Below are 26,619 nucleotides of genomic sequence, written 5' to 3' on the forward strand. Positions count from 1 at the left end.
ATAAGACATTTGACGTTACCGCACACAGCAATTAAAATCGCGATCAAAGCAGTGCCCGGAGCAGCCGCGGAGCGCCTGACAAGCCTTCCCCTTAAAACGCAATACCAGCAGGTCCCCCATGCTTGAAAACTTTCGTGCTCATGTAGCCGCGCGCGCCGCGCTCGGCATTCCTCCCCTGCCGCTGACGGCCCAGCAGACCGCCGAGCTGGTGGAACTGCTGACCAATCCGCCCGCCGGCGAAGAGCAGACCCTGCTCGACCTGATCACCAACCGTGTGCCCGCCGGCGTGGACGAAGCCGCGCGCGTGAAGGCCGGTTTCCTGGCCGCCGTGGCCAAGGGCGAGACCGCCTGCGCACTGATCTCGCGCGCCCGCGCCACCGAACTGCTCGGCACGATGCTGGGCGGCTACAACATCCAGCCGCTGATCGAACTGCTGTCGGACGCCGAAGTCGGCACCGTCGCTGCCGACGCGCTAAAGAAGACCCTGCTGATGTTCGACGCGTTCCACGACGTCAAGGAACTCGCCGACAAGGGCAACGCCAACGCGCGCGCCGTGCTGCAAAGCTGGGCCGACGCCGAATGGTTCACGAGCCGTCCGGAAGTGCCGCAAAGCCTGACCATCACCGTCTTCAAGGTGACGGGCGAAACCAACACCGACGACCTGTCGCCCGCCCCGGACGCCACCACGCGCCCGGACATCCCGATGCACGCGCTGGCGATGTTGAAGAACGCCCGTCCCGGCATCACTCCGGAAGAAGACGGCAAGCGCGGCCCGATCAAGTTCATCGAATCGCTGAAGGAAAAGGGTCACTTGGTCGCGTATGTGGGCGACGTGGTCGGCACCGGCTCCTCGCGCAAGTCGGCCACCAACTCGGTGCTGTGGTTCACGGGCGAAGACATCCCCTTCATCCCGAACAAGCGCTTCGGCGGCGTGTGTCTGGGCGGCAAGATCGCTCCGATCTTCTACAACACGATGGAAGACGCAGGCGCCCTGCCGATCGAACTCGACGTGTCGAAGATGGAAATGGGCGACGTGGTCGAACTGCGCCCGTACGAAGGCCGTGCACTGAAGAACGGCGAAGTGATCGCCGAATTCCAGGTCAAGTCCGACGTGCTGTTCGATGAAGTACGCGCCGGCGGCCGCATTCCGCTGATCATCGGCCGTGGTCTCACCTCCAAGGCGCGTGAAGCGCTGGGCCTCGCCCCGTCGACGCTGTTCCGCCTGCCGCAGCAGCCGGCCGACAGCGGCAAGGGCTTCTCGCTGGCACAGAAGATGGTCGGCCGCGCCTGCGGTCTGCCGGAAGGCCAGGGCGTTCGCCCGGGCACGTACTGCGAACCGAAGATGACCTCGGTCGGCTCCCAGGACACGACGGGCCCGATGACCCGCGACGAACTGAAGGACCTGGCGTGCCTCGGCTTCTCGGCCGACCTCGTGATGCAGTCGTTCTGCCACACGGCAGCGTATCCGAAGCCGGTTGACGTGAAGACGCACCAGACGCTGCCGAACTTCATCAGCAACCGTGGCGGCATCGCACTCCGTCCGGGCGACGGCGTGATCCACTCGTGGCTGAACCGCATGCTGCTGCCCGATACCGTCGGCACGGGCGGCGACTCGCATACGCGCTTCCCGATCGGCATCAGCTTCCCGGCCGGTTCGGGCCTGGTCGCCTTCGCAGCCGCGACGGGCACGATGCCGCTGGACATGCCGGAATCGGTGCTGGTCCGCTTCAAGGGCAAGATGCAGCCGGGCGTCACGCTGCGTGACCTCGTCAACGCGATCCCGCTGTACGCGATCAAGCAAGGCACGCTGACGGTCGCCAAGCAAGGCAAGAAGAACATCTTCTCGGGCCGCATTCTCGAAATCGAAGGTCTGCCCGATCTGAAGGTCGAGCAGGCGTTCGAACTGTCGGATGCATCGGCAGAACGTTCGGCCGCTGGTTGCACGGTTCATCTGAACAAGGAACCGATCATCGAGTACCTCAACAGCAACATCACGCTGCTGAAGTGGATGATCGCCCAGGGCTACCAGGATCCGCGCAGCCTGCAGCGCCGCATCAAGGCGATGGAACAGTGGCTGGCCGACCCGCAACTGCTGTCGCCGGATGCCGACGCCGAATACGCCGCCGTCATCGAGATCGATCTGGCCGACGTCCACGAGCCTATCGTGGCCTGCCCGAACGATCCGGACGACGTGAAGACGCTGTCGGACGTGGCGGGTGCGAAGATCGACGAAGTGTTCATCGGCTCGTGCATGACCAACATCGGCCACTTCCGTGCGGCGTCGAAGCTGCTCGAAGGCAAGCGCGATATCCCCGTCAAGCTGTGGGTCGCTCCGCCGACCAAGATGGACCAGAAGCAGTTGACGGAAGAAGGCCACTACGGCGTCTTCGGCACGGCGGGTGCGCGGACGGAAATGCCGGGCTGCTCGCTGTGCATGGGTAACCAGGCACAGGTTCGCGAAGGCGCAACGGTCATGTCCACCTCGACCCGTAACTTCCCGAACCGCCTGGGCAAGAACACGAACGTGTATCTCGGCTCGGCGGAACTGGCGGCGATCTGCTCGCGTCTCGGCAAGATCCCTACCAAGGACGAATACATGGCCGATATGGGCGTGCTCAGCGCCAACGGCGACAAGATCTATCAATACATGAACTTCGATCAGATCGAAGACTTCAAGCAAGTGGCCGACACCGTCACGATGTAAGTGTGCTGGCGGGCTACGGCGAGGCGTTGAAGTTGTAGTTTTTCGTCGTAGCCCCACAAAATGGCGCCGCAGGCTGAATGCCTGCGGCGCCATTTTTTTTAGCTACCCATCCTGGCCTGCATCCCCCCGTCCCTGCATCAAGCTATCCGACTTTCGATCACACGCTCGCCATGCCGCCGGACACCCAGGCACGCAAAATGTCTTGATATGAAGTCGCGCGACGCATTCGATCCGAGCGGACGCTGTCGCACGTGCGCCTCATCGCGATCACGGGGTACGGTCAGGGCTTGACGAATTTGAGCGTCATGCGATCCGACTCCCCGATCGCGGCAAAGCGCGACCTGTCGGCGTCACCGCCCTGGTAGGTCGGCGGCAGCGACCACACGCCGTGCGGATAGTCCTTGGTGTCTTTGGGATTCGCATTGATCTCGCTGCGCGCCATCAGAACGAAGCCGGCTGCTTGTGCGTGCTCGATCACGAACGCTTCCGTCACGTAACCGGAATCGATCATTTGCTGCTTCGTGGTTCCCGGCCGCGCACGATGCTCCTCGACGCCAAGTGTGCCCCCACGCTTCAACGCGCCGTAGAACGCGTGCAGGTTCGCATCGAGTTGTCCGTCCTTGATCCAGTTATGGATGTTTCGAAACGTCAGCACACGGTCGAATTTCGAGTTCGCGTCGAAGCCGTTGAACTGGCCCGCGTGCAACGTACCGACGACGACCTTCCCGTAAACCGATGGATCCTTCGCGAGCTTGCGCCGATAAGCGGCATCGGTCGCGCTGTCTTCGGCGGCGAGATCGGAAGATGTACTCAGATATTGCGCCTCGTAGAGCTGCCCCGCATCGTGCAGGTAGGGCGCGAGTATGTCCGTGTACCACCCGCCTCCCGGCGCGATCTCCAGCACCGCTTGTGCCGGCCCAAGATCGAAGAATTGCAGCGTTGCTTCCGGATGGCGGTAGACGTCGCGCGCACGCGCCTGCGGGCTGCGCTGCGGCCCATTGACGGCGGCACCGAGTGAAGTGGCACCGGCACCTTGCGGCTGCGATTCACGCGATGCATCTTGAGAACTCATCGACGACGTGCAGCCTGTCAGCGTGAGCGCAAAGAAGGTGGCGGCGATCGTGACTGCGCGCGCCCGGTCGAGGCGAGTAGCGTACATGGAATCGATTCGGGTTCGAGATACGGGTACGTTACGCCAATACGCGCGCTTTCAGCTAGCGATGTCGCGCACCCGCCGCGATGCCGCGCGCATTCGACGGCCCTTCTGCTCCTGCAACCATCGCAACGATTCCTGCACGACCTCGGGCGGCACCTCGTTGAACGAGGCGGTGCGAATCAGCGTCTCGCTGGCGGCGATGTCGTTGAAGAGTCCCAGCTTGTTCTGCACGGCCGTCAACTCCTTGATCGTGCGACCGTATCCGCCCTTGATCACTGGCTGGAAAAACTCGAGCAGATACCTGAGTTTTTTGCCGGCCTTGCGAACATCGTGAAGCTCTTCCTCGTGCTCCGTTTCGCTGCCGCGTCCTGCGCGCCTGCTGCGCTTGTGAAGTGCGCGCTGCGCCAGACGGACGCGCTTTCTTGCGAATGCGCGAATGGGAAGATCGTTGCAATGCAATTGCAGCGTGGTTTGCGCGCGAAGCAATGCATCATTCAGAAACGCCTCGACGTCGTCGCATTTGATCATCGTCTGGCTGTGCACCACCGCCTGCGCACGCTTCTCGCGGGCTGCGGCCACCAGTGGGTCGATCGATGCGCCCGATTCCTGCGCGGCTTGCAGGAGTTCGCCTGCGATGTCCCAATCACGGGTTCCGCCCGCCACCGCCGCAAGACGTTTGAATTCTTCGGTGGCTTGCGCGGTCGCTTCTTCCCCAAGGTAAGGGGAATACGCCCAGTACAAAGCACGAAGTTTTCTGAAAGCAACGCGAAGCTGATGAAACCCTTCGACATCGCTTTGCGTGGATAGCTCTCTGGCCCTTTGAACTGCTTCGGCCACAACAGGTGTCGCCAATGACGAAAAAGTACTGGCGATGGAACTCGTTTTTGAAAGCGATGAACCGGCCGGCCGCCGGTTGACTTTGAAGAAAGTGGTTGGCCGCGGCAAGGGCCAGTCACCATCCATATCCATTGGAGCCTCGCTTGCGACAGGAGAATACGCGTTGCCGTGACCTTACCATAGCCATATACGCGCGCTGCATCCGTTGTGACGTTTAAATGAAATGTGGCTTGATAGTGTCGCGTCCGCGTCGCTCTCGCTTCGAGATGTCACCCGTTTCTGCTGTTCTGTATTAGCATACGCGGCTAGGTCAATACGGCCCGATACAGTGGCGCGTCGAGCGCGCCTGCAGAACGCCTGGGACATCAGTGGGAGTACGGTTTGAAGAAGCGCGCCACCGTGATTTGTCGCAGAGGGAAACGAATCCTGCTCGTTGCACGCAGTCAATCAAAGTGGGCTTTACCGGGCGGGATCCTCAAGCGTGGAGAAGATCGCACGGACGCTGCGCTTCGGGAACTCAAGGAAGAAACGCGACTGTCCGGCAAGTCGGCCAAGCACCTCTTCGACTTTCGCGGCAAACAGAAGCATCACCACGTGTTCGCCTGCGAGATTCCGAATCGCGCCAAAGCTCGCCCGAGTAACGAAATCTCCCGGTGCCGCTGGGTTCATCTCGACGACCTCCCTCGCCTCATGACCAGCGGGCCGACGGTCAATATCGTGAAGCTCATGAGTCAAAGGCGCTGGAAGTAACAGCCTGTCTTCAAGCCTGAATACTCGACGTTCGGCGACGAGAGCTGCCCTTGCCTGTGGAAGAATTGCGCACAGCGCGACCTCGTGCGAGTGACTTCGCCTCTGCAACGATAACGGCTGCAAGACGCTGTGCGGCCACGTTCATCTGCGCGCCGCTGAATCCCCCGAATCCAAGGATCACACCCGGACGTGCTGTTCCCGGTGCGAACGTCGGCGACACCGCACGCACCGAGACGCCCTCACGCGCGGCCAACTCGACGACTCTCCGGTCATCGATGCCTTTCGCCAGCCACAGGACGAGATGCATGCCCTGATCGCCTGGCTCCACCCATGCGATCTCCTTGGGAAGCAAAGAATCGAGTGTCTCGATCAGATGCACGCGATGATCGAAGTACACGTTGCGAACCTTGCGTATATGACGCTCCAGGTGGCCCTCGGCCATGAAGGCCGCCAGCACGTGCTGATCGGCATTGGGCGGATGACGGTCCATCAGCACGCGCGCGCCGCAGAATGCATCGACCAGATCGTCGGGGACGATCGCATAACCCAGACGCAATGATGGAAACAGGATCTTGCTGAACGTGCCGAGATAGATCACACGGTCGGGATCGAGTCCCTGCAGTGACGGAAACGGATAGCCCTGGTAGCGAAGCTCGCTGTCGTAGTCGTCCTCGACTACCCACGCATGGCTGGCGCGCGCCCACGCGAGCAATGCGTTGCGCCGCGCCATGCTCATCGGCATGCCCAGCGGATACTGATGCGACGGCGTGACGAATGCGGCACGCGCGTGAGGCGCCTTTCTGATGCCTGCTTCGACGTCGATGCCTTCTGCGTCCACGGGTACGCGAATCATCGTGTTGCGATGGCCCGTACTCTCGAGTATCGCTGTCACGCCACGATAGGCCGGATTCTCTACCCACGCCTGGTCGCGTGGACCCAGCAACACCTGACATGCGAGGAAGAGACCTTGCTGCGTTCCGCTGGTCACGATGACCTGGCCCGGTTCGCAACGTACGGAGCGCGACTTTCGCACGTAGCCGGCAATCGCTTCCCGCAGCGGCAACGCGCCGAGCGGGTCCGTGTAACCGGCCGGCGCGCCTGGGCCTTTTGCACGCAGCCGGTTGCCGAGCCGGCGCCAGATGTCGGCAGGCGCCGTTAAGCCGACGGGGACGGAAATCGCAAACGGCACGTGCGCAAGCGGCCTGAACTCCTGCGCGATCTGCGCAAACGCTGCTGCGGGCTCCGGCAAGGCGGGCCGCGCAATACGCCTGCGGACGGCGCGCGGCTCGCTGGCCTGTGGCGCTTCGGCGAGCGCTTGCGCGACGCGCGTGCCGGCGCCTTCTTTCGACTCCAGAAAGCCCTCGGCGATCAACTGCTGGTAGGCCTCGATGACCGTGCCGCGCGCGACTTGCAATGACTCCGCGAGCAGGCGCGTGGAAGGCAGCGCATCGCCGGGCAACACATCGCCGTTGCGCACCGCTTCGCGAAGCGCCTCCGCGACCTGACGGCTCAGGTTGCCCGCCGCGCGATCCAGAGTGCCGATCGACGGAATTTCCACGATCCCGGCCGTTCTTGCCATTATTCCGGTCCACCCATAATTGTTCAAACTGGATCTTTAGCATAAACCAGTTTCCGACCACAATGGCCACTCGGATCGCTAACCCCTACAACCCACCAGGCAAGTGGAATCGATATGTACGTACCCGGGCATTTCAACGAAGACAACCGCGAAGTTCTGCACGCGCACATCGCACAGAATCCGTTCGGCATGCTGGTGACGCATGGCAAGAGCGGGCTGGACGCGAATCACATTCCCTTCGAACTGGCAGTAGAAGGAGACGGCCCAGGCGTGCTGCGTGCGCATGTCGCGCGAGCCAACCCCGTCTGGCAGGATGTCGCGAACGGAGATGAAGTGCTGGCCGTCTTCCGTGCCGGCGACGCCTATATTTCGCCAAACTGGTATCCGAGCAAACATGAAGCCCACAAGCAGGTGCCGACGTGGAATTACATCGTCGTCCATGCCTATGGCCGCATCACCGTTCGCGATGACGAGCGATACGTGCGCGGCGTCGTGGGCCGGCTGACTCGCACACATGAAGCATCGCAAGCGCAGCCGTGGAAGATGGCCGACGCGCCGAAGGACTATATCGATACCCTGCTCCAGTCGATCGTCGGACTGGAGATCGAGATCACGCGGCTGGTCGGCAAAAGCAAGCTGAGCCAGAACAAGGAAGCGCGTGACGTTCGCGGCGCAGCCGAAGCACTCAAGGCGCGCGAGCAATCGCGGATCGGCGACGCGATGCTCGCCAGGCGGACGGATAAGCCTGAGTAAAGCGAAGATTCACCCGTGCTGGCCGCCGCCATCTCGTCCACACGCATCCCCGGCATAAGCCCAAGTCAATCCAGCGCGACCTGAACGGTCGCCGCTTCCAAACCTCGCCTTCAACCCACGGCTTCGCACGTCCCCAGTCGATACGGACCTATCCGCTTCGGCACCTCTCACATTTGTACCATGTATTTACCGAAATCCACTACAATCGCGAATGATTTGCATTTACAGCGAATTCAATCGGGCTCGACTCACAAATTTCAAAAAAGACCAAGGCCTTATGTCACAACGGGATACTCAGCAAAACATCAGTCGGCGTACTGCGATGTCATGGGCAGTCGAACGTCTTTTCGTGGGATTGGTCGCGACGGCCGCCATCCAGGCCAGTGCTTACGCGCAGACCTCGGCAGCGACGGACGACGGCACATCGCCGGATTCCACTACCCTGCCCGCCGTGGTCGTCAAAAGCTCGGCAGCGCCCGGCGAACTGCCCGCGCCCTACGCGGGCGGCCAGGTGGCGCGAGGCGGCAGCATCGGTGTGCTCGGCACGTCGAACGTGATGGACCAGCCGTTCAGCACGACCAATTACACCGAGCAGACGATCCAGGACACGCAGGCGCGCACGATCGCCGATGTCGTCGTCAATAACGCTTCCGTACGCAACGAGCAGAGCAGCGGCGGCTTCGGCGACGTCTTCCAGATTCGCGGCTTCGACGTGCAGGCAACCGATGTCGCGCTCAACGGGCTGTACGGCATGGTCTCGGCGGCTCGCGTACCGGTCAATCTGCTGGAGCGCGTCGAAGTGCTGCAAGGGCCGGGTTCGCTGATGTATGGAATGGGACCGGGAGGCAGCGTCGGCGGCGCGATCAACATCGTCACCAGGCGCGCCGACGATCAGCCGCTCACGCGCCTCACGGCGCTGTATCAGTCCAAAGGCCAGTTCGGTATGGCCGCCGACATTGGCCGCCGCTTCGGTGACGAAGGCCAGTGGGGTATCCGCTTCAACGGGCAGATCAAGGACGGACAGACGGGCATCGCGCACGGCAATCAGCTTCAGGGCGACAGCGCGATCGGTCTGGACTATCGCGGCAAGCAGTTACGCTGGTCGTTCGACGCCTACAACGTCTCCGAGAACACCGATGAGTTCCGCTCGCAGATCGGCTTCGGCACGGCCACGGCGGTGCCCGAGGCGCCGTCGGGTTACAGCAATCTCTATCCGGGTTCGAAGCTCAAGCTGCGCGATTCGGCCGTCATGACTCGCGTCGAGTACGACGTCAACCAGTACGTGACCGTGTATGGCGCGGCTGGCGAGCATTACGGCACGTCGGCGCAGAACTTCCCGTACGCGGCCAACATGACGTCGGCGGGGACGTTCGACGTCTACAACGGCTACTACGACCAGTACACCCGCACGAAAACCGTCGATGCCGGCTTGCGCTTCCACTTCGACACCTTTGGCATCAAGCACACGCTGGTCACGGGCATCACGAGCCTGAATCAGGAGATCGGCTATTTCTACGCACTGGGTTCGACCTCGGTACCGTCGAGCCTCTACAATCCGACGCCGCTGCCTGCGATGGACGTTGCGCGCGGCGACGCACAACGCAGCTCGCAGTTACGCCTGAACAGCCAGCAGGTCATCGATACGATGTCCTTCTTCAACGACCGTCTGCTGATCACGGGCGGCTTCCGTCATCAGACGATCGGCTCGGACAACTACGACCCGACCACGGGTTTGCAGCAAAGCTCGCTAGACCAGCAGGCGATCACCCCGCTCGCGGGCATCGTGTTCAAGCCGCTGTCGAATATCTCGGTGTACGGCAACTTCACGTCGGGTCTGTCGAACGGCGGCACGGCGCCCGCGGGCACGGCGAACGCGGGACAGGCATTCGCGCCGTACAAGTCGAACCAGTACGAGGCGGGTGTGAAGGCGGACTGGGGCCGCGTGCTGACCTCGGTCGCCGTCTTCCAGATCGCACAGCCGAACGCCGTCACCGATCCGACGACGAACGTCTACGGTTACAACGGTCAGACGCGCGTGCGCGGTCTCGAACTGTCGGCTTATGGCGAGGTGTTCCGCCGCCTGCGCCTGATGGCGAGCGCAACGTTCTACGATCCGAAGGTGTCGGGCACGGCGGGCGGCACGCAGGACGGCAACGCACCTGGCGGCGTGCCGAAGTTCGCGTTCAACCTCGGCGCCGATTACGATCTGCCGTGGGTCCAGGGTCTGAGCGTCAACGGCCGGATCATCCACACGGGCGCGCAGTACTACGACTCGAGCAACGCATTGCGCCTGCCGGCATGGACGCGTTATGACGTCGGCGTGCGCTACGGCACGCGGATCGCGAAGCGGGACGTCGTGTTCCGCGCGAACGTCGAGAATCTCTTCGGCAGCCGCTACTGGATCCAGCAAGGCACGTACGTGACCAATGCCGCGCCGCGCACGGTGCTGCTGTCCGCTCAGGTCGACTTTTGAGCGTTGTCCGTTCCAGTACCGGATCGGGCATCGGCGATCCGGTACTGACTGCTGCACCTGCCCGGCACGGCCTCGTCGTTCGAATGACTCGGGCGTATCATTTCTGACGTGACATTGAATGCCGCGACCAGGAGCATCTGATCTACGCTAACGCGAACCGGACTTTCCGCGCTTCTGATGAAATCTTCCGACGGCCGCGAGAAAAGCACTGAGTCCCAGCGTCGCCACCACTTCCTCGCGATGAGCCTGACCGCTGACCATTACGCCCAGCGCGCCGACAATCAGAAGGACGACGAACAGCCCCAGAAAAGGATGCAGCCACATGCGGACCTTCAGTGTCGCCTGCGTGTGAAGCCGCGTGCGCAGGCGGAGTTGACTCACGGCGATCACCAGGTACACGAGCAGCGCAATCGAGCCCGTCGTCGACAGCAGCGCCTCGAACACGAAGCTTGGCGCGAGATAGTTGGCCGCGACACCGGCGAACGCTGCGAGCGTCGATGCGAGTACGGCGAATACGGGCACGCCCGCCCGGTTCGTGTAGGTCATGACCGACGGCGCCTGCCCTCGCGCGCCGAGCGAGAAGATCATGCGTGACGCGGTATACAAGCCTGAGTTGAGGCAACTGCATACTGCAACGAGAATCAGCGAATCGATCATCGGCTTCGCATAGGGCACATGCAAGGCTTGCAGCACGGCCTGATAGGAACCGATCTTCGTCAAGGCGGGATCATTCCACGGCAGGATGCAAATGATGATGGCAATCGAACCGATGTAAAAGAGCGAGATGCGCCAGACGACGGAGGTGATTGCACGCGATATTTCCCGCGCCGGATCCTTCGACTCGGCTGCGGCGATCGTCACCACCTCGGTTCCGAGAAACGTGAACATCGTCGTCAGCATGGCGCCTGCAACAGGCGTCCAGCCATTCGGTGCAAAGCCGCCCTGACCGAACAGGTTCGGCGAAGCATGCACGTGAACATGCGGAATCAGGCCGGCAATTGCAGCAGCGCCACAGGCGATAAAGATCACGATCGCCGTCACCTTCACCACGGAAAACCAGAACTCGAGTTCGCCATAGTGTTTGACGCTGGCAAGGTTCGCGACTGTCAGCAGACACGTGACGGCCAGACAGAATTTCCACAACTCGACCTGTGGGAACCAGCTATTCAGGATGTTCGCTGCCGCCGTCGCTTCCAGCGGCAATACCAGTACCCAGAACCACCAGTACATCCAGCCGATCATGAAGCCGGCCCATGGGCCGATCGCCTTTCCTGCATAAGTCGAGAACGAACCCGAGTCCGGCATCGCGCAAGCCATTTCGCCCAGCATGCGCATCACCAGCACGACGAGCAGACTGGCCAGCACATACGCGACGATCGCTGCCGGCCCCGCTTCCGCTATCGCGCGTCCTGAGCCGACGAAAAGACCCGCCCCGATGCTTCCGCCGATCGACAGCATCACGACGTGCCGCTGTTTGAGGCTGTGTGCGAGCGCCTCCTTTTTTGCGGGCTCGCTTCCAGCGTCACGGTGCGATCCGTCGCGCAGACCGAACGATCCGATATCCATCGACCGGATGCCGGCTACCGTGTCACCGCGCCGGTTTAGGTGTGAGGTTTCAGCCATATCTCCTCCTGAATTTCCATGTACATGGCAGCGAGCGTCGATGCTCGCCGTGCGGGCGGCGTGAGCGAGAGCGGTATCGATCTGCGTCGTGTTTCTCTTCGCTACGCCGTTCAATTGACTGCTTCGAAGGTGCAATGGGCATGTCCGGCGCGCAGCAGCGTGTGCAAAGATCTGCACCGCCTGAGCGCCGCATCGAAGCTGTATGACTCGCGGAACAGCGCCATCTGTATCGCACGAGGCCGGGCACCAAGGCGCGCAGCGAGGGATTCGAGCGTCCACGGATACGACGGCGAAGCGAACATCGATTGCGTCAGTGCAAGCCCGAAGCCGCGGCCGTTGCACGCATAGCTCAGAGCAAGCGAATGCCAGTCCGGCTCCGACTGTTTATTCCGCAGCATCAGATCGATTTCGAGCCTGCCGGTTACTGCGCCCGTCTCGTCCGGCATCATATGAACGTCGAACATTTCCTCGTGGCGAATGAGCACTTCGCCGCTCGGGCGATAGCGCTCTCCGCTCTGGGTTCTGGATAGCTGATGAATGCCGCGCCCGGCACACCACCGCAGCGCGAAGGGAAAGCGAAGCCCCCGAATTTCGACGCCTCGTGTCGCGACAAACAGATAAGCCAACACGTCGGTTCGACACTGCGAGCGAGGCGCCGGGAGGCCGGCATGAAAATCAGACCCTGTAGTTTCCGCCGTCGCGGTCGAGGAGCCGCAACAGTGCGGTCCATTCACGGTCGAGGTGCACTGTGTCGAGATAGGCGTAGTCATCGTGCTGTTTTGCCGCGTGCTCGCAAACTTCAGGCGATGGGATGACGACCTTCTGTCCTGCCGACAACGTCGCAACCTGGATCTCGCAGGCCTTGTTCAGGTAATACATGCGAGTAAATGCCTCGGCCACTGAGCGGCCCGTCGTGAGCAGGCCGTGATTGCGCAGAATCAGATAATCCTTTTTCCCAATCGACTTCACGATGCGCTCGCGCTCGTCCAGTTCCAGCGAAATGCCTTCGTATTCGTGATACGCGACACGGTTATAGAACTGCATGCTGATCTGGTTCAGCGGCAGCAGGCCGCACTCCATCGCGGCGACGGCCATACCGTAGGTCGTGTGGAGGTGCACGACACATTCGACATCGTGACGCGCCTGATGCAGCGCGCTATGAATCGTGAACCCGGCTGCATTGACCTCGAAGCGGTCGTCGCCGATCGGATTGCCGTCGACGTCGATCTTCACGAGAGACGACGCCGTGATTTCATCGAAGAACCAGCCATGCGGGTTGATCAGAAACTGATCGGTCGTTCCGGGAACGCGGGCCGAGATATGCGTGTAGATCAGATCGGTGAGTTCGAACTTCGCCGCCAGTCGGTACGCTGCGGCAAGCTGCACGCGTGTGTCCCATTCGGCTTGTGAAATGTTCCGTGGCTTGCGGTTAATGTGTGGATCGGTAGTGGAAATCATGCTGAATGCTCTCCGGGTTCACGAGTTGCGCGGTTCTCGAACGGCGCGTCGGTTGAATAAAAGAATGGATTTACACTTCGGCGGCCAGCGACGGCACCGCTTCAAACAGATCGCCGACGAGGCCGTAGTTCGCGACGCTGAAAATCGGCGCTTCTTCATCCTTGTTGATTGCGACGATCACCTTCGAGTCCTTCATGCCGGCCAGATGCTGAATTGCGCCCGAGATGCCGACCGCGATGTACAGTTGCGGCGCGACGATCTTGCCCGTTTGACCGACCTGATAATCGTTCGGCACGTAGCCCGCGTCGACAGCCGCGCGTGATGCGCCCATGGCTGCGCCGAGTTTGTCGGCCAAAGGCTCCAGTACCTTTGTGTAGTTCTCGCCGCTGCCCAGTCCGCGACCACCTGAAACGATAATCTCGGCGCTAGTCAGTTCCGGACGGTCGAGCTTCGTCACTTCGCGGCTCACGAACTGCGAGATGCCCGAGTCGGCCGCAGCTTCGATCTTCTCGACCGATGCACTGCCGCCTTCGGCTGCAACCGGATCGAAACCTGTTGCACGAACCGTGATGACCTTGATGGGGTCTTGAGATTGAACCGTAGCGACTGCATTGCCCGCGTAGATCGGGCGCTCGAAAGTATCGGGACTGACTACCGCCGTGATCTCGCTGATCTGCGCGACGTCGAGCTTCGCGGCGATACGCGGCGCTATGTTCTTGCCGTACGCCGTAGCAGGCGCGAGGATGTGCGAATAATCCATCGCGATGTTCAGCACTGTCGCCTCGACGTTTTCCGCGAGGCCTTCGGCCAATTGGGGCGCATCGGCCAGCAGCACCTTCGATACGCCTATGACCTTCGCAGCGGCGCCAGCCGCATCGTGCGCGTTGTGACCGGCAATCAGCACATGAACGTCACCGCTAATCTTCTGCGCGGCAGCAACCGTGTTCAGCGTCGCTGCCTTGAGCGCCGCGTTGTCGTGTTCCGCAATTACCAGAATCGTCATTTCGTCCCTCGCCTCACAAGACTTTGGCTTCGGTCTTGAGCTTTTCGACCAGCGTCTTCACGTCCGCCACCTTCACGCCGGCCGGGCGCTTCGGCGGCTCGCTGACCTTCAGCGTCTTCAGATGCGGCGTGACATCGACGCCCAGGTCTCCGGGCTTCACGGTTTCGAGCGGCTTCTTCTTCGCCTTCATGATGTTGGGCAGCGTCACGTAGCGCGGCTCGTTCAGGCGGAGATCGGTCGTCACGACTGCGGGCAGCTTGAGCGACAGCGTTTCGGCGCCGCCATCCACTTCGCGCGACACCGTCGCCTTGCCGTCGGCAACGACAACCTTCGATGCGAAAGTCGCCTGCGGCAGGCCAGCCAAAGCAGCCAGCATCTGGCCCGTCTGGTTCGAATCGTCGTCGATGGCCTGCTTGCCGAGAATCACAAGCGAAGGCTGCTCCTTGTCGACCAGCGCCTTGAGCAGCTTCGCGACCGCCAGCGGCTGCAGGTCCTCGTTGGACTCGATCAACACAGCGCGGTCCGCGCCGATCGCCAGCGCCGTGCGCAGCGTTTCCTGACATTGCGTGACACCGCAAGAAACCGCCACGACCTCACTAACCACACCCGCCTCCTTCAGACGCACCGCTTCTTCAACAGCGATTTCGTCGAACGGATTCATCGACATCTTCACGTTGGCGATGTCGACGCCGGATTGATCCGACTTCACGCGGACCTTCACGTTGTAGTCAACCACTCTCTTGACTGGCACCAAAACCTTCATCATCCGTCCTTTGTCACTCTGCCAAAAATTCGCAAAATTGATCGGTTCGCATGCATCCGGACCGCTGCCCGCTGCGTCTCCGACCATCCATCCGCGCTCGACCCCGTCAGCGTGAAAACACCTATAAAACTATAAAAAACAAAGCTTTACAAACACTAAAACGGGTTCGAGAATAGCCGGAATGGGCAAATTCATTTTGTTCGTGTTGACAGCACTGTAAGACGTCACTCATCATATGTCAACGAGCAAAAATTAACGGTTGCGGCGCTCTGCCTACGGGAGACAAAAGACCAGAAAGGACGGCTGTAATGTCCTGCTGGAAGCGCCGTCCGAAGTTCGTCAACGGGATTTCTCGCTGGGCGGAAGCGCCCGGCGCATGTCATGCTTTAAACAGGAGAGTCATGGTGGCCAGTCACGACAAGGCACGAGTAGGCGTCGATATCGGTGGGACCTTCACCGACGTTGCGCTCGAACTCGGTGGAGCGCTCTTTTCCACCAAGGTGCTGACGGATTACACGGCGCCCGAACGCGCCATCATCAAGGGCATCGGCATCGTTGCGGACAAGGCCGGTATCGCGCTGAAGGATATCGGCGTCATCATCCACGGCACCACGCTCGCGACCAACGCGCTCATCGAACGGCGCGGCGCAAAGACGGCCTTCGTGACGACGCAAGGCTTTCGCGACACGATCGAAATGCGCACGGAAAACCGCTTCGAGCAATACGACCTGAACATCAAGCTCCCTCCTCCGCTGATCGAACGCTGTGACCGCTTCACGCTCGGCGAGCGGATCGACGCGCAGGGCGGCATTCTGCTCGCGCCGACGGAAGCGCAAATCGCATCGATCGTCGACCGTATCGAACAGGGCGGCTACGAGAGCGTCGCGGTCGGCTTCATTCACGCGTACGCGAACGGCGAGCATGAACGCATGATGCGCGACGCGATCGAAAAGCGCCTGCCCGATGTGTCCGTGTCGATATCGAGTGAAGTGTCGCCGCAGATTCGCGAGTTCGAGCGCTTCAATACGGTGTGCGCGAATGCATACGTGCGTCCGATCATGAAGTCCTATCTGGACCGCCTGCTCGGCAAGGTGCGCGAAGCGGGCGCCGTTTGTCCGCTCTTCATCATTCACTCGGGCGGCGGCATCGTGTCGATCGAGAGCGCGTCCGCGTTCCCCGTTCGCCTCGTCGAATCGGGCCCGGCGGGCGGCGCCATCTTCGCCGCGCATATTGCCGCGCGCTACGATCTGAACAGCGTGCTGTCTTTCGACATGGGCGGCACCACCGCGAAGATCTGTCTGATCGACGACCTCACGCCGAAGACGGCCAATACGTTCGAAGTCGCCCGCACCTATCGCTTCAAGAAAGGCAGCGGCATGCCCATTTCGATTCCCGTTGTCGAGATGGTTGAAATCGGCGCCGGCGGCGGCTCGATCGCCTCGCTCGACGTGATGCGCCAGATTCGCGTGGGTCCGCATAGCGCGGCATCGGAGCCCGGTCCCGCGTGCTATCAGCGCGGCGGCACGCAGCCGACCGTGACCGATGCCGATCTGCTGCTCGGCCGCCTCGATCCCGCCAATTTCGCGGGCGGCACGATCCAGCTTTCCACCGACAACGCCGCGACCGCGATGGTCAGTGAAGTGGGCGGCACGATTAGCCTCAATGCTGAAGAGACCGCTTATGGCGTAGCCGAAGTCGTCGACGAGAACATGAGCAACGCAGCGCGCGTGCATGCCGTCGAAAGCGGCAAGGACATCGGCGACTACACGATGATCACCTTCGGCGGCGCCGGTCCGCTACACGCGGCGCGTCTGTGCGAAAAGAGCGGAATCCGGAAGTTCATCGTGCCGCCGGGCGCGGGCGTGGGTTCCGCGATCGGCTTTCTGCGCGCGCCGTTCGGCTACGAGAGCGTGCGCAGCGCGAGCATGCGCTTCAACGACTTCGACGCGGATGCACTGAATGAAATCGTCGGCCAGTTGAGCGAAGAAGCCGTCCACTTCGCACGACAAGGTTCGGGCGATGCCGAGCCGCTCGTCGAAATCAAGGCGTTCATGCGCTATGTCGGCCAGGGCTGGGAAATCCCCGTGATGATTCCGCACCGCCGCTTTACCACCGACGATCGGCGCACCTTCGCGGATGCTTTCACGAAGGCCTATACGCAGTTCTTCGGCCGCCCCATCGATGGGCTCGACATCGAAATCGTCAGTTGGGCGGTGAAGGCAAGCTCGCCGATGCCGCCTGTCGAGCGCCTGAAACTCGAGACGTCGCGAGATGCAGTCACCGCTGCAAAGACACGCAATATCTTCGACGCGGCGCTGCATCGTTTCGTCGAAGCGGCCATTGTCGAACGCGCTTCGCTGAAAGTGGGCGAATGCGTGACGGGACCGGCGATCATCGTCGAACCAGAGACGTCGACGCTCGTCACCTCGTCTTTCGATGCGATGGTGCAGCCCGATGGGTGTCTCCTCGTCGTCGCCAAAGAACTGAACGCCACTCGCTGATCAGGAGCCAAACCATGTCCCTTAGCAATCTCGACACGATCCACATGCAGGTCATGTGGAACCGCCTGATTTCCGTGGTGGAAGAACAGGCGATGGCCCTGATCCGCACGGCGTTCAGCACCAGCGTTCGCGAAGCGGGCGATCTGTCGGCAGGCATCTTCGACAAGCGCGGCCGCATGCTGGCGCAAGCCGTGACGGGTACGCCCGGCCACGTGAACACGATGGCGGAAGCCGTCGAGCACTTCATGAACGACATCGGCATCGACCGGATGTATGAAGGCGATGTCTATCTGACCAACGATCCGTGGAAAGGCACGGGCCATTTGCACGACTTCACGGTCGTGTCCCCTTCGTTCCATCACGGCGAGTTGATCGGCTATTTCGCCAGCACGGCGCACGTGGTCGATATCGGCGGTCGCGGTTTCGGACCGGACTCGCGCGAGATCTACGAAGAAGGTCTGTTCGTGCCGATCATGAAGCTGATCGAGCGCGGCGAAGTCAATCGCGATCTGATCAACATTCTGCGCAACAACGTGCGCGAGCCCGATAAGGTCGTCGGCGATCTCTATGCGCTGGCCGCGTGCAATGAAACGGGCCACAAGCGCCTGCTGGAGATGCTCAAGGAGTTCGACCTCAAGGACGTCGAAGGCATCGGCGAGTTCATTCTGGCGCGCAGCCGCGAAGCGACGCTCGAACGCATCGCCGCACTGCCGAACGGCACGCAGACCAACGACATGACGCTCGACGGCTACGACACGCCCGTCAAGCTCAATGTGACGCTCAGCGTCGCCGATGATCACCTGCTCGCCGACTTCGCCGGTTCATCACCTGCCAGCCCGTTCGGCATCAACGTGCCGCTGCTCTACGCGAAGGCGTATGCATGCTATGGCCTGAAATGCATCATCGCGCCGGAAGTGCCGAACAATGCGGCGTCGCTGGAACCGTTCCGCGTGCAGGCGCCCGCGGGCTGCATTCTCAACGCGCAACGTCCGAGCCCCGTCGCGGTCCGCCACGTGCTCGGCCATTTCGTGCCTGACCTCGTGCTGGGCGCGTTGCACAAGATTCTCCCGGACCGCGTGCCTGCGGAAGGCTCCGGTGCGTTGTGGAATCTGCACGTCAGCGCACGTCCGGTGCAGGAAGGATCCGGACTCAAGGGCAGCGAAATCCTGATGTTCAATAGCGGCGGCACGGGTGCCCGCGCGGAACTCGATGGGCTGTCGGCAACCGCGTTTCCGAGCGGCGTGCATGCGATGTCCGTCGAAGCCACCGAACAGGTCGGCCCGATCGTCGTATGGCGCAAGGAAATGCGTTCGGGCTCGGGCGGCGCGGGCAAGCTGCGCGGCGGCCTCGGCCAGATCGTCGAAATCGGACCGCGCGCCGGCTATCACTTCCGCTTCAACGCGATGTTCGATCGCATCGATCACCCCGCACGCGGACAGTCGGGCGGACAGTCCGGCGCGCCGGGCCAGGTCACGCTGTCTGACGGCACGAAGATGAAAGGCAAAGGGACGCAAGCCGTGGGCGAGCATGAGCGCGTCACGCTCTCGCTGCCGGGCGGCGGCGGCGTCGGTTCGCCGGCGCAGCGCGACCGCGAAGCCCTGTTGCGCGACATCCGCAACGAGTACATCTCCGAAGCACAACTGCGCGACGACTACGGCCTCACGCTCGATGCTCTCGAAGCTTCGGGCCGCCAGTAAGGAACCAACATGACCGACATCACCAAGCCTCCGTTCAAGAACATCCTGATCACGGGCGCCGCCGGCGCGCTCGGCTCCGTGCTGCGCGAGTCGCTGCGACCGTACGCCGAACAACTGACCCTCAGCGACCGCGCGCCGCTCGGCGAAGTCCGCGCGAACGAACGTCACTTAGTCTGCGATCTGGCCGACCGCGATGCCGTGTTCGACATGATGAAAGGCGTCGACATGGTCATTCATCTGGGCGGCGCGCCGCGCGAGAACACTTTCCAGGTCATTCTCGATTCGAACATCGCGGGCAGCTATCACATCTACGAAGCGGCACGCCAGGAAGGCGTGAAGCGCGTGATCTACGCGAGTTCGGTTCACGCGATCGGCTTCTACGAATGCGTTCAGACCATCGATGCCGACGTGCCGCAGCGCCCGGACAGCCTCTACGGCGTCAGCAAGGCCTTCGTCGAAAACCTGTCGCGCTACTACTTCGACAAGTTCGGCCTCGAGTCGGTGTGCGTACGCATTGGCTCGTGTTTCCCGAAGCCCGTCGACCGCCGCATGCTGGCGACCTGGCTTTCCTACGACGACTTCTCGCACCTGTGCATCCAGGCGCTGATGACGCCGAGCGTCGGCCATATGATCGTCTACGGCAACTCGAACAACAGCGCGAACTTCTGGGACAACACGCAGGCCGGCTATCTCGGCTACCGCCCGAAAGACTCCGCCGACGCATATCGCGCCGAGGTCTATGCGAACACGCCCATCGGCGATCCGAAGCAGCCTGCCGTGCGCTTTCAGGGCGGCCAGTTCGCCGCCGACGGTCACTTCGAAGATGAGCCGAAGAACCGCTGAGCGCCGCTAATCCGATCGACTTTCTGGAAGCATTGAGATGGCACAGCAAGCAACAAAGAATCACTACGACGTGGTGATCGTGGGCGGCGCAGTCGTCGGCAGCGCCACCGCTTACTTTCTCGCGAAGAATCCGGATTTCAACGGCTCGGTGCTCGTCGTCGAGCGGGACTGGACCTATGCGAAATCGGCAACGGCGCTGTCGAGCGCTTCGATCCGGCATCAGTTCTCGAATCCGCTGAACATCAGGATTTCGCAGTTCGGCACCGAGTTCATCCGCAATTTCCATGAACTTGTCTCTGTCGATGGCGACGCGCCCGAACTCGGCTTCAAGGAAAATGGCTACCTGTATCTCGGCGATGCGAAAGGCGCGCCGATGTTCGAGCGCAACTCCGCAACGCAACGCGAGAACGGCGCCGATGTCGCGCTGCTGGATCAAACGCAGTTGAAAGACCGCTTTCCGTGGCTGAATACCGAAGGCCTCGTGAACGGTGTCTACGGACAAAGCGGCGAAGGCTGGTTCGATAGCTATGGCCTGCTTCAGGGCATGCGCAAGAAGGCACGTTCGCTCGGCATCGAATACATCGAAAACGAAGTGGTCGGCGTGATTCGCGAAGGCGCGCGCATCACGGGCGTCAAACTCAAGAGCGGCGAGAGCATCAGCTGCGGGCTCATGGTGAACGCAGCGGGCACGCGCGGGCCGGCGATGGCGCGCCTCGCGGGCCTCGACATTCCCGTGGAGCCGAGAAAGCGCTGCCTGTTCGTCTTCGACTGCCGCACCCCGCTGCAAGGCACCGTGCCGCTCACGATCGACACGACGGGCATCTTCTTCCGGCCGGAAGGACAGTACTACCTGACAGGGTGTTATCCGGACCCCGATCCGCTGGCGGACGTCGACGATTTCGACGTGATCCATTCCGAGTTCGAAGACATCATCTGGCCGGCGCTCGCCGAACGCATTCCCGCATTCGAAGCCATCAAGGTCGTCAACGCGTGGGCAGGCCATTACGACTTCTGCGTGCTGGACCATAACGCGATTGTCGGTCCGCATCCCGAGGTCACGAACTTTCTCTTTGCCAACGGATTCAGCGGACATGGTTTGCAGCAGTCACCCGCGATTGGACGGGGCTTGTGCGAATTGATCGTCTATGGCCAATACCGCTCGCTCGATCTCGCGCCGCTCGGTTACGAGCGCGTGATCGAGAACAAGCCCTTCCTCGAAGAAGGCGTGATCTGACTACGTGACTACTCTATGCAGAGGCTGACAACATGACTTCTCATTCGTATCGGACCGCGCTGGTCACGGGCGCGTCTAGCGGCATCGGCCGCGCTATCGCGCACCGGTTGGTCAATGACGGGCTGCAAGTCTATGCGCTAGGCCGCGACGCCAAAGCGCTCGACGCGCTGGCAAGCGAGTGCAACGTCACGCCGATCGTGCTCGATCTGCAGGACACGACGCCTTTACGCGATCTGTTCGAGCGCGTCGAAATCGACGTCGTCGTGAATAACGCGGGACTGCTGCCCGCCATTGCAAAATTCGCCGAAAGCGATCTGGCCGATCTCGACCGCATGATCGATATCAATCTGCGCGCGCCGCTGCGTCTCGCGCACCTCGCGCTCGAAGGCATGGTCGCACGCAAGCGCGGTCATCTGTTCTTCGTCGGTTCAAGTGCCGGGCGCTTCCCGCATCCGAATACGGCCGTCTATGGCGCGACCAAAGCCGCGATCAGCATGTTCTGCGATTCGCTGCGTTGCGATCTGCTCGGCACGAGAGTCCGCGTCACGGAAATCGCGCCGGGCCGCGTGCAGACGAGCCTCTATCGCACCGCACTCGGTGCCGAAGGCGCGAACGAAAAACTGTACGACGCCTATCGCTCGATCCAGCCTGACAACATCGCCGAACTGATCGCGACGGCCATGTCATTGCCGGACGCCGTTGACGTGTCGCGCATGGAAGTCTTTCCGACCGATCAGGCAGCGGGTGGCTCGCAGATCGTATCCGTCAAGTAATTGAAGTACCTTCAAACAGGACATATTCGAATCATGAAGAATCAACGAGTCGTTATCGTCGGCGGCGCTTCAGGTCTTGGGCTCTCGGTCGCAAAGTTGATGCTGGAAGACGGCGCGGAGAGCATCGCGCTGATCGACAAGAACGGGCCGCTGCTCGATGAAACGGTCGGCGCGTTGAAGGCGCAAGGCCACGACGTATTCGGCGCAGTGGGCGACATCACGCGCAAGGACTCCGCACAGGCAGTGTTCCGCAAGGCGCTGGAAGCACTGGGGCGAGTCGATTGCCTGATTAACAGCGCGGCCATCTACCCGCGCCGCCCGATCCTCGAAATCTCCGACGACGAATGGGACCTCGAAAACGCCGTCAATATCAAGGGCACCTATCACATGATGGTCGCGGCGATCGAACATATGCGCAGCCGTCCGAAGGTCGAGGCGCACGTCGCGGGACGCATCGTGAACATCACTTCGGTCGATGCATTCAAGGCGCATCCGCAGAACGCGCACTATGCGGCAACGAAGGCAGCCGTCGTGAGTCTGACCAGATCGTTCGCGCAGGAAGTCGCGAAGGACGGCATCCTCGTCAACTCGGTTGCGCCCGCGGGATTCGCAACCGAGAAGGCGAAGAAGGCCGGCTTCCTCAACGAGCTTGCCGCAGCCAATCCGCTTGGCCGTGCAGCGGAACCGGAAGAGATCGCACAGTGGGTCGTCATGATGGCAAGCGTCCGCAACACGTATGCAACGGGAGAAAACGTCATCGTGAGCGGTGGATACATCTACGCTTGAGGCACATCAACCGCTCGCCCGCACTGGCGTGGGGCGAGCGGCGACCCGACTGCGGCTGTGGTAAAGTCATAATATGTCATACGGCGCAAGTCACACAGAACATGCTGCGCCGGCGCGGTATGTCTGCAGCCGTAAATTGCAGAGTTTTTCATCCGGTGTGGAGCACACGGAATGACTCTGGACGCTGAAACTCTTCTGAAAACGGCCGCGAGCTCGGGAAAGCGCCGCAGCCTGACCGAACTCGTCATTCAAGCACTGAGCGACAAGATCGATCGCGGCGAATACGCGCCGGGTGCCAAGCTGCCTACCGAACCCGAGTTGTGCACCGAATTCGGCGTCAGCCGCACGGTGATCCGCGAAGCCGTTGCATCGCTCAAACTCGGCCGCCGTCTCATTGCGCGTCACGGCGTAGGTGTGTTCGTCGCCGAGGCCGCTGAGCATTCCGCGGGGGCCGGCTTCATCGATTCGACCACGCTGAACAGCTCGATGCACGTGCTCGAGTTGCGCATCGGTGTCGAAACCGAATGTGCGGCGTATGCTGCGCAGCGCCGTTCAGACGCGCACCTGCGAGCACTCAAGGAAGTCTACGCACGCATGGAGATCGTCGCTGTGGATGACGATGCGGAATGCGCACGCGCCGACTTCGAGTTCCATCTCGCCGTCGCCACCTGTTCGGAGAATCCGCACTTCGCGTCGATTCTGCGCACGCTGGGGCAAGAGATCATCATCGATCTGCGCCTGAAGCATGCGAAGGCAAACCCCAAGGAACGCAAGACGTACATACGGCGCATTCAACGCGAACACGGCGACATTCTCGAGGCGATCGAGAAGCAGGACGAAAGCGCCGCGCGCCGAGCAATGCGACGCCATCTGAACGAAAGCCTCGAACGCTATCACAATCTGTCGAGCACGCGCGCCGAGTAACGATCACACGGTCTGGCGATCAGGTCCACGCGCTCATCACGAGGACCTGATCGGCAACCCAGTCAGTCGATGCTTCGCTGATCTCCGCGCATCGGCCTGCCCGTACGGTCCACGCAACAAACCAGCGCCAGTATGCCGATCACGGCGGCAGCGATCAGGTAGTACGCGGGAATCATGCGGCTGCCCGTTACCTGAATCAGAAACGAATTGATCATCGGCGCGGTGCCCGCGAACAATGCGACGGAAACGTTGTAGCTGACTGCCATGCCTGTGAAGCGCACACCCGTTTCGAACAGCGACGGTATCTGCGAATAAATGCACGACAGCAGTGCCGCAAGACACAGGTTCAGCATCAGCAACGCGATCAACCGCTGCCCCACGCTTTCGACAGTCAGCAGATGAAAGCACGGCACAGCCAGCACCGCGAGCGCAAGACTGCCCGCGAGCATCATGGCCTTGCGTCCGATCCGGTCTGCCACGACGGCCAGCAGCGGAATCGTCACGATCAGGCAGGCCTGCGAGACGAGCGCGATCGTGAAACCCGTCGACGCATCCAGTCGCAAGGTACTCACCAGATAAGTCGGGATATAGGTGACGACGATGAAAAGCGTCACATTGGTCACGATGATGATGCCGCTCGACTGCAAAAGCGCACCCTTGTGAGACGCAAACAGTTCGCGAAAGCCACCTGCCCTGTGCGCTGCCTCGAAAGTAGGTGTCTCTTCGAGTCGATAACGGATATACAGTCCGATTGCACCAAGAGGCAGCGCAAGCAGGAACGGAAGACGCCATGCCCACGCATCGATCTGAATCTGGCTAAACGAGTGAGTGAGCCCGGCCGCCGCCACTGCGCCGAAGCAGAAGCCGCTCATGCAGCCCACTTCGATCCAGCTGGTGACCAGCGTCCGGTTGCGGTCCTTGCAGTACTCTGCGACGAAGATCGCGGCGCCGCTCGCTTCGCCGCCTGCCGACACGCCCTGCAAGAGTCGAAGCAGCACGAGCAGGACGGGTGACGCGATACCGATTGCGTCGTGATCGGGTATCAGGCCAATGCAGAACGTCGCGAGTGCCATCAACACGATGGTCGCGGTCAGCACGTTTTTGCGTCCGTAGCGGTCGCCAATCGGACCGAAAATGAATCCGCCAAAAGGACGTGCGAAAAACGCAATCGCGAACGCAGCGAGCGATGCAACCAGTTGCGTACCCGGCGCGCTCGCAGGAAAGAACACGCGCCCCATGACGGCGGCAAGATAGCCATACACCGAAAACTCGAACCATTCGACGAAGCTGCCGACCACCGATGCAAGCACGACCCGGTTCAGTTCGCGTTGCCCGACACGGCGGCGGCCAGGCCCGCTGTCACGCTGACGTGAAAGATTGCCGCTGTCATTGTCTACCAGGTATTCTGCTTCGCTCTTGACATCCATATGAATGATTCCAGTCGTGACAGAAAGGGAAATGACGTGAAGCAGCGAGGCAGACGGTGGCGATCGCTTCACTCGATGCCGCCGCTGCCTCGCTATGCGAGCCCTGCGCTTGCAACCGACTTCAGTTCTTGAGCGGTTCGACCTTGTCGCCAACCGCAACGGCCTGCGGCACCCACTTGCCGCCGACAACCTTGTAGAAAGTGGCCGTCGGGTCTTTCATGTCGCCATTCGGCATGAACGCGATATTTCCGGAGATACCTTCGAAGGCAACCGATTTCACGAACGATCCATACACTTTCGGATCGGTGGAATTGGCCTTTTGCATGGCGTTGATCAACACCCAGGTCGCGTCATACGCGGAAGGTGCGTACGCGACCACGCCCTCCTTGTACTTGGCTTTCATCTTTTCGTCGAACTCACGCCCCGTCTTCATCTTCGACAACGGAATGCCGTAGTCCCACGACATCGCGCCCTCCGCGCTCTCGCCGGCAACCTTGAGGAAGGTATCGTTCTCGAAGCTTCCACCGCCCAGCATCGCGGCCTTGATGCCGAGCTGCCGCATCTGCTTCATCACCAGACCGGCCTGCTGATCGAGGCCGCCCCAGAACACGACGTCCGGATTGAACGACTTGATGCGCGTGAGTTGGGACTTGAAGTCGACGGCCTTGTCGGATGTGAATTCACGATCGACGATCTTGCCTCCCGCCGCCTCGACGCCCTTGACGAATTCGTCCGCCATCCCCTGCCCGAACGAGGTCCGGTCATCGATCACCGCAATGCTTTTGCCCTTGAGCGCGTTGACGGCCGAATGGCCCGCAAGCTGTCCCATCTGCGCGTCCGAATTGACCACGCGGAACACATTCCCGAAGCCTTGCGACGTCAGCGTCGGGTTCGTGGCCGTCGGCGAGACCATCGGTATCCCGGCCGTGTTGTAGATGCGGGAAGCAGGAATGCTCGTGCCGGAATTGAAGTGCCCGACGATACCCGCAACCTTCGAATCGACCATCTTCTGCGCAACCTGCGAGCCCATGCGCGGATCGCCCTGATCGTCCTCCGCATCGAGGACGAAATGCACGGGCTGGCCCGCAATGACGAGCTTCTTCGCGTTGGCATCGTCGAGCGCGAGTTCGACCCCGCGCTTCAGATCGACGCCGTAGTGCGCCGATCCGCCCGTCAACGGCGCCGCAAAGCCGATAGTTACGTCGCCCGCAAAAGCGGCAGGACTGGATATGAGCGCGCCGGCAGCCACTGACATGGCCAACGCGAAGCGTGTGAGCGAAAGCGGGGTTTTCATCGAATACCTCAGCGGATTGCGAATGGATGGTCGGCGGTGGC

21 protein-coding genes are annotated in these 26,619 nt (G+C 61.5%); 11 read left to right on the top strand and 10 right to left on the bottom strand.

Features of this window, described 5'->3' with window-relative positions; all coding sequences use genetic code 11:
* Window positions 1-118 precede the first annotated feature (118 nt).
* Window positions 119-2,704, top strand: a complete 2,586-nt coding sequence (gene acnB / locus G3N95_RS02315; RefSeq protein ID WP_205968327.1) for a bifunctional aconitate hydratase 2/2-methylisocitrate dehydratase — start codon at window positions 119-121, stop codon at window positions 2,702-2,704.
* 280 nt (window positions 2,705-2,984) lie between these two features.
* Here acnB and G3N95_RS02320 read toward each other — a convergent pair whose 3' ends face one another.
* Both G3N95_RS02320 and G3N95_RS02325 read right to left on the bottom strand, forming a co-directional pair.
* Window positions 2,985-3,863 carry a class I SAM-dependent methyltransferase gene (locus G3N95_RS02320; RefSeq protein WP_205968328.1) on the bottom strand — a complete coding sequence of 293 codons (879 nt, stop codon included), beginning with the start codon at window positions 3,861-3,863 and terminating at the stop codon, window positions 2,985-2,987.
* Between the two features lie 51 nt (window positions 3,864-3,914).
* Complete coding sequence (locus G3N95_RS02325) at window positions 3,915-4,829, bottom strand: CHAD domain-containing protein (protein WP_205968329.1); 915 nt, start codon at window positions 4,827-4,829, stop codon at window positions 3,915-3,917.
* Between the two features lie 249 nt (window positions 4,830-5,078).
* On the opposite strand from G3N95_RS02325, the gene G3N95_RS02330 reads away from it, so the two are divergent.
* Window positions 5,079-5,447 carry an NUDIX domain-containing protein gene (locus tag G3N95_RS02330; RefSeq protein WP_205968330.1) on the top strand — a complete coding sequence of 123 codons (369 nt, stop codon included), beginning with the start codon at window positions 5,079-5,081 and terminating at the stop codon, window positions 5,445-5,447.
* A gap of 10 nt (window positions 5,448-5,457) precedes the next feature.
* On the opposite strand, the gene G3N95_RS02335 is transcribed toward G3N95_RS02330, so the two are convergent.
* The gene (locus G3N95_RS02335; protein WP_205968331.1) at window positions 5,458-7,026 is read right to left on the bottom strand and encodes a PLP-dependent aminotransferase family protein; all 1,569 of its coding nucleotides are present in this window, start codon (window positions 7,024-7,026) and stop codon (window positions 5,458-5,460) included.
* 114 nt (window positions 7,027-7,140) lie between these two features.
* Between G3N95_RS02335 and G3N95_RS02340 the strand changes: the two genes are divergently transcribed.
* Both G3N95_RS02340 and G3N95_RS02345 read left to right on the top strand, forming a co-directional pair.
* A complete protein-coding gene (locus G3N95_RS02340; protein ID WP_205968332.1) occupies window positions 7,141-7,779 on the top strand; it encodes an FMN-binding negative transcriptional regulator in 639 nt (212 codons plus the stop codon).
* Between the two features lie 322 nt (window positions 7,780-8,101).
* Entirely contained in the window at window positions 8,102-10,252 is a 2,151-nt protein-coding gene (locus tag G3N95_RS02345; RefSeq protein WP_241018169.1) for a TonB-dependent siderophore receptor, read from the top strand.
* Between the two features lie 147 nt (window positions 10,253-10,399).
* On the opposite strand, the gene G3N95_RS02350 is transcribed toward G3N95_RS02345, so the two are convergent.
* The 5 genes from G3N95_RS02350 to G3N95_RS02370 all read right to left on the bottom strand — a co-directional run bounded on the left by G3N95_RS02350 (window position 10,400) and on the right by G3N95_RS02370 (window position 15,099).
* Complete coding sequence (locus tag G3N95_RS02350; protein ID WP_277397978.1) at window positions 10,400-11,875, bottom strand: amino acid permease; 1,476 nt, start codon at window positions 11,873-11,875, stop codon at window positions 10,400-10,402.
* A gap of 110 nt (window positions 11,876-11,985) precedes the next feature.
* Window positions 11,986-12,609 carry a hypothetical protein gene (locus G3N95_RS02355; protein WP_205968334.1) on the bottom strand — a complete coding sequence of 208 codons (624 nt, stop codon included), beginning with the start codon at window positions 12,607-12,609 and terminating at the stop codon, window positions 11,986-11,988.
* Window positions 12,551-13,333 (bottom strand): class II aldolase/adducin family protein, encoded by a 783-nt coding sequence (locus G3N95_RS02360; protein ID WP_205968335.1) that lies wholly within the window; start codon window positions 13,331-13,333, stop codon window positions 12,551-12,553. The genes G3N95_RS02355 and G3N95_RS02360 overlap by 59 nt, the downstream gene beginning before the upstream one ends.
* A gap of 70 nt (window positions 13,334-13,403) precedes the next feature.
* Window positions 13,404-14,336, bottom strand: a complete 933-nt coding sequence (locus tag G3N95_RS02365; RefSeq protein ID WP_205968336.1) for an electron transfer flavoprotein subunit alpha/FixB family protein — start codon at window positions 14,334-14,336, stop codon at window positions 13,404-13,406.
* Between the two features lie 13 nt (window positions 14,337-14,349).
* Window positions 14,350-15,099, bottom strand: coding sequence for an electron transfer flavoprotein subunit beta/FixA family protein (locus G3N95_RS02370; protein WP_205968747.1), 750 nt, complete (start codon window positions 15,097-15,099; stop codon window positions 14,350-14,352).
* Between the two features lie 401 nt (window positions 15,100-15,500).
* Here G3N95_RS02370 and G3N95_RS02375 point away from each other — a divergent pair, with 401 nt between their 5' ends.
* The 7 genes from G3N95_RS02375 to G3N95_RS02405 all read left to right on the top strand — a co-directional run bounded on the left by G3N95_RS02375 (window position 15,501) and on the right by G3N95_RS02405 (window position 23,857).
* Entirely contained in the window at window positions 15,501-17,600 is a 2,100-nt protein-coding gene (locus G3N95_RS02375) for a hydantoinase/oxoprolinase family protein (protein WP_205968337.1), read from the top strand.
* 14 nt (window positions 17,601-17,614) lie between these two features.
* Window positions 17,615-19,297: a hydantoinase B/oxoprolinase family protein gene (locus G3N95_RS02380; protein ID WP_205968338.1), complete on the top strand. Its 1,683-nt coding sequence runs from the start codon at window positions 17,615-17,617 to the stop codon at window positions 19,295-19,297.
* Window positions 19,298-19,306: 9 nt separating this feature from the next.
* Window positions 19,307-20,140: an NAD(P)-dependent oxidoreductase gene (locus tag G3N95_RS02385; RefSeq protein WP_205968339.1), complete on the top strand. Its 834-nt coding sequence runs from the start codon at window positions 19,307-19,309 to the stop codon at window positions 20,138-20,140.
* Between the two features lie 37 nt (window positions 20,141-20,177).
* Window positions 20,178-21,374 (top strand): FAD-binding oxidoreductase, encoded by a 1,197-nt coding sequence (locus tag G3N95_RS02390; RefSeq protein WP_205968340.1) that lies wholly within the window; start codon window positions 20,178-20,180, stop codon window positions 21,372-21,374.
* A 32-nt stretch (window positions 21,375-21,406) separates the two neighbouring features.
* Complete coding sequence (locus G3N95_RS02395; RefSeq protein ID WP_205968341.1) at window positions 21,407-22,147, top strand: SDR family oxidoreductase; 741 nt, start codon at window positions 21,407-21,409, stop codon at window positions 22,145-22,147.
* 33 nt (window positions 22,148-22,180) lie between these two features.
* Window positions 22,181-22,933 (top strand): SDR family oxidoreductase, encoded by a 753-nt coding sequence (locus tag G3N95_RS02400; RefSeq protein WP_205968342.1) that lies wholly within the window; start codon window positions 22,181-22,183, stop codon window positions 22,931-22,933.
* 171 nt (window positions 22,934-23,104) lie between these two features.
* On the top strand, window positions 23,105-23,857 hold the full coding sequence (locus G3N95_RS02405; protein ID WP_205968343.1) for a FadR/GntR family transcriptional regulator: 753 nt from the start codon (window positions 23,105-23,107) through the stop codon (window positions 23,855-23,857).
* Between the two features lie 62 nt (window positions 23,858-23,919).
* On the opposite strand, the gene G3N95_RS02410 is transcribed toward G3N95_RS02405, so the two are convergent.
* Together G3N95_RS02410 and G3N95_RS02415 are read right to left on the bottom strand one after the other, a co-directional pair.
* Entirely contained in the window at window positions 23,920-25,284 is a 1,365-nt protein-coding gene (locus G3N95_RS02410; protein WP_205968344.1) for an MFS transporter, read from the bottom strand.
* A gap of 121 nt (window positions 25,285-25,405) precedes the next feature.
* On the bottom strand, window positions 25,406-26,578 hold the full coding sequence (locus tag G3N95_RS02415; RefSeq protein WP_205968345.1) for a branched-chain amino acid ABC transporter substrate-binding protein: 1,173 nt from the start codon (window positions 26,576-26,578) through the stop codon (window positions 25,406-25,408).
* Between the last annotated feature and the right edge of the window lie 41 nt (window positions 26,579-26,619).

This window comes from Paraburkholderia sp. Tr-20389, from assembly GCF_017104565.1.
Classification (GTDB): Bacteria; Pseudomonadota; Gammaproteobacteria; order Burkholderiales; family Burkholderiaceae; genus Paraburkholderia.